9 protein-coding genes, 1 tRNA gene and 1 pseudogene are annotated in these 7,786 nt (G+C 55.6%); 10 read left to right on the plus strand and 1 reads right to left on the minus strand.

The window, feature by feature from the left end; translation table 11 throughout:
• The first annotated feature begins 360 nt into the window (after positions 1-360).
• From HHL21_RS14565 to HHL21_RS14605, 9 genes and pseudogenes are all read left to right on the plus strand, one after another.
• Positions 361-1,149 carry a DNA adenine methylase gene (locus HHL21_RS14565; RefSeq protein WP_169467065.1) on the plus strand — a complete coding sequence of 263 codons (789 nt, stop codon included), beginning with the start codon at positions 361-363 and terminating at the stop codon, positions 1,147-1,149.
• Positions 1,150-1,298: 149 nt separating this feature from the next.
• Positions 1,299-1,547 carry a hypothetical protein gene (locus tag HHL21_RS14570; RefSeq protein ID WP_169467067.1) on the plus strand — a complete coding sequence of 83 codons (249 nt, stop codon included), beginning with the start codon at positions 1,299-1,301 and terminating at the stop codon, positions 1,545-1,547.
• Between the two features lie 145 nt (positions 1,548-1,692).
• Positions 1,693-2,802, plus strand: coding sequence for a nucleoid-associated protein (locus HHL21_RS14575; RefSeq protein ID WP_169467069.1), 1,110 nt, complete (start codon positions 1,693-1,695; stop codon positions 2,800-2,802).
• A gap of 4 nt (positions 2,803-2,806) precedes the next feature.
• Positions 2,807-4,045 (plus strand): hypothetical protein, encoded by a 1,239-nt coding sequence (locus tag HHL21_RS14580; RefSeq protein WP_169467071.1) that lies wholly within the window; start codon positions 2,807-2,809, stop codon positions 4,043-4,045.
• Between the two features lie 372 nt (positions 4,046-4,417).
• Positions 4,418-4,639, plus strand: a pseudogene (locus tag HHL21_RS21735) (transposase family protein); the annotation flags it as partial.
• A gap of 23 nt (positions 4,640-4,662) precedes the next feature.
• On the plus strand, positions 4,663-5,046 hold the full coding sequence (locus tag HHL21_RS14590; protein ID WP_169467075.1) for a hypothetical protein: 384 nt from the start codon (positions 4,663-4,665) through the stop codon (positions 5,044-5,046).
• Between the two features lie 30 nt (positions 5,047-5,076).
• Entirely contained in the window at positions 5,077-5,457 is a 381-nt protein-coding gene (locus HHL21_RS14595) for a hypothetical protein (protein ID WP_169467077.1), read from the plus strand.
• Positions 5,454-6,104, plus strand: a complete 651-nt coding sequence (locus HHL21_RS14600) for a glycoside hydrolase family 19 protein (protein WP_169467079.1) — start codon at positions 5,454-5,456, stop codon at positions 6,102-6,104. The genes HHL21_RS14595 and HHL21_RS14600 overlap by 4 nt, the downstream gene beginning before the upstream one ends.
• Positions 6,101-6,676 carry a hypothetical protein gene (locus HHL21_RS14605; RefSeq protein WP_169467082.1) on the plus strand — a complete coding sequence of 192 codons (576 nt, stop codon included), beginning with the start codon at positions 6,101-6,103 and terminating at the stop codon, positions 6,674-6,676. Before HHL21_RS14600 ends, HHL21_RS14605 begins: the two co-directional genes overlap by 4 nt.
• Positions 6,677-6,743: 67 nt before the next feature.
• On the opposite strand, the gene HHL21_RS14610 is transcribed toward HHL21_RS14605, so the two are convergent.
• A complete protein-coding gene (locus tag HHL21_RS14610; RefSeq protein WP_169467084.1) occupies positions 6,744-7,178 on the minus strand; it encodes a PH domain-containing protein in 435 nt (144 codons plus the stop codon).
• Between the two features lie 265 nt (positions 7,179-7,443).
• Here HHL21_RS14610 and HHL21_RS14615 point away from each other — a divergent pair.
• A tRNA-OTHER gene (locus HHL21_RS14615) sits at positions 7,444-7,558 on the plus strand.
• Positions 7,559-7,786: the final 228 nt, after the last annotated feature.

Genomic DNA, 7,786 nt, shown 5'->3' on the forward strand with positions numbered 1-7,786 from the left:
ACGTGCGCATGCATGGCGAGGCCGACACTTCGCCGTTGCAGATGATCAGCGCGACGCGGTTGGCACACCTTGGACGGATGGAGGTCCTGGCCAAAGAGCTCGTCGCTCTCATAGACCGCGGTCGTGGAGCCGTGGATCGTGCTCTTACAACTAAGCCTGATCCGAACATAAAGGCAATAGTGGGTGAAGGACCTGTTGACGCTCCTCCACCCTAGATTCAAAGACAGAGCGCCTGTGCTGGTTGCGCTAACAACCAGTACAGGCCTCAATCCACTGAGCTACCAGTGAACCAAGCTAGGGCTCTGCACCTCCCGGGAGGCGGCCGGAGCATAGCACGAAACATAATAAAAAGGTTTACTTATGGCAACTCCAATCATTCCATGGATCGGCGGCAAACGGCGCCTGGCCGATCACCTTATCCCTCAATTTCCTCCGCACAAGTGCTACGTCGAGGTGTTTGCCGGCGGCGCTGCGCTCTATTTCATGCGCCCGCCTGCCGACGTGGAAGTGCTGAACGACATCAACGGCGAGCTGGTCAGGCTCTATCGCGTTGTGCAGAACCACCTCGAAGAATTTGTCCGGCACTTTAAGTTCGCGCTGGCCAGCCGCGAGGTCTTCAAATGGCACCAGGTGACGCCGCCCGAAACCTTGACGGATATTCAGCGTGCTGTTCGATTCTTCTACCTGCAGCAGCACGCGTTCGGAGGGAAGGTCGACGGCCAGAGCTGGGGTACCGCCACAACTGCCCCGCCAGTCAACCTGTTGCGCATCGAGGAGAATCTATCGGCGGCCCACCTGCGCCTGTCCGGCGCCTTCATCGAGAACATGGACTGGCACAAGCTGATGGAACGGTATGACCGCCCCCACACACTGTTCTACCTCGATCCGCCATACTGGCAGACGGAAGGCTACGGCGTGGACTTCGGCCTGGAAGAATATGTCAAGATTGCGGACCTGATGGGGCGGATTAAGGGCAAGGCCATTCTGAGTCTGAACGACCACCCGGACATCCGGAGAATCTTCGGCGCGTTTCAGATGGACACGGTTCCGATTTCGTACAACGTCGGTGGAGGCGGAAGGGCTGTGGATCGATCGGAAGTGATCATCTACAGCTGGGATCGGTCTACGGACCCCGTTGGACTCTTTTAGTCGAGCAAGCTTGTGCAGACGTCTGCACAGGCAGCTTGCGTCCTGCCATAATACTGCGCGATACTGTATAAATGTACAGTAGAATAAAGCGGCTACGGCGTCGGGGCGAGCGAAAGAGCGATCACGAAATCGGCGCGGATGAGGGCGTCGTGGGCCACATTACCATGGTGCTGATTGAGAATTTGCCGGTTATGAAGGTGCACGGCGCCGGCGACGACGCTGTGCAGAAACCGCTTCTCCCGCTCATGTGGCGCGCGAAGGTCGTCATGATTCGTGGCGACAAGATGCTATTCCAAGGTTACGAGCGGTTGGGGAACCAAGATGACCCAGCGGCGCGGGTTGAAAAGCAGGAGTGGGCCGTTCAGGTTATGGTCGAACCTCCTGCTACCGTTCCATGATTGCCCGCTGAGCGCCGCTCATAGTGAGCGTTTGCAACGAGTCAAACTCAGAAATGATGCCTTTCGACAACCATAGCCGCCAGTAGCATTGATATAATCTTTGCAACGTAGTGTTTTACTCCGTCACTTCATGGCAAAGGGTCATATGAGCTTCGAGGTTCAGTACGCTGTCATTCACAGTTTCACAAAAGAAGCCAACACGACGGTTCTTAAGGGCATGGTCAAGAAGATCAAGACGATCGATGTTGGCTTGCCTGCAGTTGTTGCCTTGGTTAAGGGAGTAAATGGTCTCCTCGGAAAGACTGGAAATATTCTCAGCTACGGTCAATTTGGCGACGATAAGCGCGAGGGACCTTTCCCAAGTCGATTCGACGCATACCAAACCGCAAATCCGACCGACGCATCGTTTCTTGCCTTAAGCCACGTAGCCGTTGACGAATTGGCGAAGGAAGCTGCTGAGGAACCCTTCGCCACTGGCGGGCACATCCTCGTCGCGGCTTACACGAACGACGGACGTCCGTTTTTTTTAGTCGCGATGATCAAACAGCGTGGCGGGATCCAGCTCGACGCTGACTACGTTCCCATCGAAATTACGGAAGTGGACTTGTCGAAGGTATATCAGGCGGCACGGATAAGCGTAAAACGGTACCTTGACGTGAAAGTTATGGCGCCTGAGGTAGTCGCCGAGGACAAAATCCCCGAAGACAGAACCTACCTGGCGTTTTTGGGGCAAGGGACACATAACCAAGCCTCCGGATATTTTGTAACGGCGCTCGGGTGCACGAAGGGAATCGGTTCATCCAGGGCAACGCAAAATGCCCTTGATGCAGTACATACATTTTTCGGTCGCGCTGACCTGAAGCCCTTTCGACTTGAGGCGCGTAATGCGGTTGCATCCTATCTGGAGGGTAAAGAAAAGACTGGCCAGAACGCCATACTGACCGAACTTGCTTTTTGTGCAACGGGGCCAATGAAAGCATCGCAAGAAACCGTTATCGAAGAGTTCAAAGCGTATTTGAACAGCGACTTAGCGAAGGTGCCGGCTGCATTTGCGGTTCATAAAGGGACGTTAAAAAAGGGGACGCGTATCAAGGCCGAAATGCCAAGTTACTCGTTCACGTTTGAACGCAAAAGTTTAGGGGACTCGAACAACTCGGCAGTTTTTTTTAACGTCAAGAATAAGTCGATTACCTTCAATAACCTTAATGACAAAACTGTAAAAGAAATAATCGCCGAGCTCGCGCTCCACAAATAGGCATATGTTCGCAAAAATCGTTGAGCTTTATCGCGCTCTGAATCGTCCGCCCATCGAAAACGAGAGTTTCGTTTTTGAGGGTTCTTGCACGCCGGCGACTATAGAGCTAATCGAGGAGGTGGCCGGTTTGTCCGACCACTTCGGGTATTTTGAAGATAAATTCATCGACGGCAATAACGTGAAGGTCGATTTCCGCCTCGCATCGTCCGATTACGCTGGACGGTTTCATGCATCTGTTGGCGAATTCATCGCAGCGACTCCCTCGCTGAATTTTGGTGACGTTCCAGAGCGCTACTATGTTATCGACTTGGATTATTTCTCCGGCGATGGCACGCCTCCGCCTGTGCTAATTTCGCTGTTGGAACTGTGTAGATTCATTCGCGCGATCTCCTCGCTAGCGGCTGAGTACGCACAGGGTACAGATCTGACTTATGGCGAGAACCGTCTGTTTTTTGTTCTTGCGGCGGATGGCAAAACTCCTGCCAAAACCCTTTCCATCGTTGTTCGCATTGAAGAGCGTCTACTAAAATATCCTTTGGTCCATGTACGGTTGCTCGAGGTGTTGGTATCCGAGGCGATGAAAAACGAGATACATATAGACGAGCGACGAATGATCATGCGGCTGGCCATTGCTGATGCGCTATCGGTCCCGGACGAATCGACAGAGCTGTTCGCTTACCTCGTATCCCATTGGCGTGACGTCCTGTCGAAGTACCGTCACAACGTTCTAGCATTTGTTAATCAGTATTCCTTCGAGAAAGTTCGGAAGGAAATTGCTACCGCTGAAATTGAGCACGCGACGAAGCTTAGCGCTGTTCTAGGCGATATCGCCGGCAAGCTACTGGCGTTACCAGTATCGCTAGCCGCTGTATTGATTTTACGGAAGGCATCGACAGCTGAAGAATTCTGGATCTTATTCGCCGGGCTGTGGGCCGTAACCGTCATTTTCATTGGCATTCTGTGGAACCAGTGGTTGCAAGTTGAGCGGTTACGCTCGAGCTTTGAGATCATCTTCGGGCAGTACGACGGCTCCACATTCCCTAAGAAACTGCAAGCACCTATCGCACAGGCGAGGCATGCGATTAAGCGCCAGTATCGCGTATTGAAGTATACCTTCGGGGTCTTCGGTTTCTTAGCACTCGCCCCTGGAGTCGCGGCGCTGTACGTGTGGGGCACAACACTGCCGATTAAATTAAGCGATCTCTGCGTCCTTCTGGCCAGCGGCGCAACGTTCCGCCCTTGATCTCAGCAGCACAGAGATTTGTTGGTATGAGTGTTGGTATGACGGGAGTAGCTATGCGTATTTGTGCATATAAATCATACACATACGCATTAAAATAGGATGTCACCGCTTCCGCCAACGAATTTTCAAATTGCCCTTGTAGATCAAGGGCTTTTTTTCGTCTCCCGACAGCTCATTTCAGCGTCGCGAGCGCATGACAAACGGATGTCGCCCTCACGTGTTGCGGAGACAGTCTCCGCAACACGCCATTTCCCTTCCTGCTTCTCGGAGTTCGTCAGGTCGTCTGACCGATCCCACGGCGGTCGCTGTCGAATTTGTACTGTATATCTATACGGGGTATCCATTTAGCTCCAGTGAAGTTGGAATCACTGTATGGATATCCATATATTAGCCCCAAAAGCGGGCGAAGACTACCCCACCGACTGGAACGAATTCCTGACTTGGTTTGCGTCCGAAGAAGCCTGTCTTTCGTATCTGGAAAGATTGCGGTGGCCGGCCGGATTCGTGTGCCCTGCGTGCAGCTGCATTGACCAGCCCTACAGGTCAAGCCGCGGTCGCATGGTATGCCGGGACTGCGGCCATCAGTGCACTGTTGTGATACCTGCTACGAAGCGACCATGCTGCATGGCGTGCGCAAGGTACCGCTGGCCGTGGCGATGGCGGGTCAGGTTCTGGTCAAGGAAACGCACTTCTACGTTCCCGACCCAGCCGCCGGGGTAGCCTTTGGCGAATCCCAACTCTGCACGTACGAACCGAAGCTACCGACCTGGTTGCCGAGGTGGGTCCGAGCGCCGCTGGCCGTCGCGCTCAAGATCCGCAACAACAACTATGACTTCAAAGGCGCGTTCGGGCTGTCACTCGCGCCGGGCCGCGATTGGGCTGAGGCCGGTTTCTGGTTTTGCTATGAATTCGGCGCTGGCTGGCTGCGCGCCTCCGGGCGTAACGTGTTTTCCAATCTATCCCATGTTGGCGAAACCGCTCTTATGGCTATCAATCCTTGAGTATTCACATTCACCATGAAAGTAAATAGCATGAGCGAACCAATTTCCGGCGCTGCAGCCGGCGCAGCAGGCTGGAGTGTTATCGGCGGCCTAGCCGGGGCCGGCGCCATCGGTGCAGGGCTGGCCGCTGTCGTCGTCATGTGCGCCATAACCCCACGCAGCGCGAAGGAATGGGCGGTGGGCGTGATTTCCACGGTTGTCGCGTCAATTGGTGGTGGCGCCGCCGTGATCCAGCACTACGGCCTGGAACACTGGGCGTTCACCCCGTTCGGGCTGGTGGCCATGTTGGGACTGGTTTTCGCATGTGGCCTGCCAGGCTGGGCAATCGTGCGCTGGTTGTTCAACTACATCGAGCGCCGGCGGGGCGCGGATCTCGGTGAAGTGATTAGCGACGTTCGGGGTGCGCTATGAATCTCGCGCAGCTGCTGGCCCTGTCGCCGGGTATCGGGACCCGCGCCGATATGTTCGTCGAGCCGCTCAACGCCGCCATGAAGCGGTTCGGGATCGACACGCCGGCGCGTCAGGCTGCGTTCCTGGCGCAGGCTCTGCACGAATCGATGGGCCTGACCAGGATGACCGAGAACCTGAACTATTCCCCGGCAGCGTTGATGGCCAGGTTCAATAACCGCCATGTCACGCGCTTCACTCCGGAGACGGCCGCGCTCTACGGGCGCACGGCGCAACACCCTGCCAATCAGCAGATGATCGCCAACACCGCCTACGCGAACCGGATGGGGAACGGTTCGATCGAGGCGGGGGACGGCTGGCGGTACCGCGGGCGCGGGCCTGTCCAGCTGACTGGCAAGGATAACTATGCCCGCTGCGGCACGGCGCTTGGACTCGACCTGGCGCGCTATCCGGACATGGTGGCGCAACCCGATGTCGGATGCCTGGCTTTCGCCTGGTTCTGGTCGAAGGGGAACCCGACAGGACGCACCCTGTCGTTGCTTGCCGACGCCGGCGACATCGGCAGCGTGAGCCGTGCGGTGAACGGTGGAAGTAACGGGTTATCGGAGCGGATCGCGCTGACCTCCCGCGCCCTGCAGGTGCTGGCTTGAGGCCGCTGATCGCCCGTGCTGCGGGCATCGTCGTGCCGAACTGGACGAAGTGGGCGGCGGTGGCGGCGCTCATGGTCGCTGTGTACGGCGCCGGCCGCCTGCACGAGGCGCGGCGCGGCGCCGACGCGATGGCCGACTACATCGGCAAGCAGGCGACGCAGACTGCCGGCATCGTGAAGAAACAGATCGAAGTGCAGACGTCTGTACAGACCAAGTACGTCGACCGCATTCAAAAAATTTACGTCCAGGGAGCGACCATTGAAACAAACATTCCGATATACATTCAGCCGGCTGACGCTGATCGTTTTGGCGTCAACGCTGGCTTTGTCCGCGTGCTCGACGCCGCCTGGTCAGGTGAGCCTGTCGGACCCGCCACCGATTCTGACCGAGAACCCGCCGAGCTTTCGCTTGATGCGGTCGCCGCGGCCGAAGTGGGCAATGCCACCAGCTGCCGCGCCTGGCGGGATCAGGCCCTCGGCTGGCGGGACTTCTATGCAGGCCAGCAGGTAGCAGTCAATGGACGGGCGGGGGAGTGGGCGGATGTAGTGCCGCCAAATCTCCTGCAGCAGTAAAAAGACAGAGCGCCCGGCCCAGCTGCGCTAACAGGTGGGCCGGGCCATGCACTTCCGGTTCGATCGCTCAAGCAGCGACTTTTGCTGCTGCCTCGGCATCCTCTTGAGTTTCCATAAACTTGGTGCGGAATGTGATTGGATCCGAGATTCCGGGAATCGGTGCTTGCGGGGTGCCGGCGCCAGCCACAACGAGGGAACCAAAGTTGAAGATACGCCCCAGGATACCTTGCTCAACTTGCATGCTCTCGACCTTCGAGAGCTTAATCTCGACAGTGCGGCGGCTAATGAAACCAAACTTCGCAATGACCCGCTTGTTGGTGATCGCCAGCTCAGTGGAAATATATTTCAGATATGCAGCTATGAAAAAAATCACCCCAATACCCCACAGGAAGAGGAAGAAAAATCCAAGGACGATTAGCGGAGCTAGCGACCAGACGCTGATTTTCGCTTGGTAGGTGATGGTTTCATCACGGGATAAAATCTTTTGAACGTAGCTGGCCATTGTTATTCCATTAATGCGGCAGAGTGGCGTGCCGTTGCGCCTTCCTCAAAAGTGAGGCGAGTTTCACAATGGTAACTTAGTGTTGAGAAGAATTGTTGGTTTAAAGAAATTAAACTGTCCATTTCTGCAAGGTGGCGGCACTATTCAACAGTGGGTTTCGGCGGAGCCGGCGTGCGGTGCAAGTGCTTTCGACTGGGAAGCTAAATTCGTTTCCGCAACCCGGAAGACTGGCCTTGAAAAATAAGGAACATTTAGCCATCTAGAAGGAAGAGTTGCGGGAAGGAATTGTTTGTAAGTACCTGTTTTCTAAGCACTTGGGCGTAGACTTGAAAACTGGCGACGGGGGAACCTGTTCGTGAGTTCGAATCTCACCGCTTTCCGCCACCTACAGATAGAAGGCTCCAGTGATGGGTAATGCCGTTCAGTTAAGACTGAACGGCATTTTTATTTTGCTGTTGTAAACGCCGGGCATCGCTGTTAACCTTCGTCGCGATGCTCGACGATACCCTTCACTTCCTGGCCAACCATCTCGAGTCTCCGGACTGGAAGAGGCTGGGCGAGCATTTGCCATACGAGTGGATCGAGCAAGCGATCCTGAGTACGGATGC

It is taken from the genome of Massilia polaris, assembly GCF_012927275.1.
GTDB classification, from domain to species: Bacteria; Pseudomonadota; Gammaproteobacteria; order Burkholderiales; family Burkholderiaceae_D; genus Telluria_A; species Telluria_A polaris.